Annotated in this window: 1 pseudogene; it reads left to right on the top strand. The window is 67.2% G+C overall.

Going from position 1 to position 320, the window contains the following annotated elements:
- Nucleotides 1–320, top strand: a pseudogene (locus IF22_RS0132645) (hypothetical protein); the annotation flags it as partial.

The raw sequence follows: 320 nt of genomic DNA, 5'->3' as shown, positions 1-320 counted from the left end.
ACCCGGTAGTGGACGCCAAGCCCGCCGCCGCAGCGGTGGCGGTGCAGGCGGCGAAGCCGCAGGGCGAGCAGTCGCACATCACCCTCAACGACGAGCAGAGCGCCAACGTCAAGGCGATCATCGCCGCGACGAAGAAGGCCGGCCTGCCCGAACGGGCCGCGGTGATCTCGATCGCGACGAGCCTGCAGGAGTCGAAGCTGGAGAACCTGGGTCACCTGGGTGATATGAACGATCATGACTCGCTGGGCCTGTTCCAGCAGCGCCCGTCCAGTGGTTGGGGTACGCCGGAGCAGATCACCGACCCCGAGTACTCGACGACC

The sequence above is a fragment of the Micromonospora parva genome (assembly GCF_000718515.1).
Lineage (GTDB): Bacteria > Actinomycetota > Actinomycetes > Mycobacteriales > Micromonosporaceae > Micromonospora > Micromonospora parva.
Note: the sequence above shows the minus strand (reverse complement) of the source record. Positions and strands in the feature narration are given on the sequence as shown.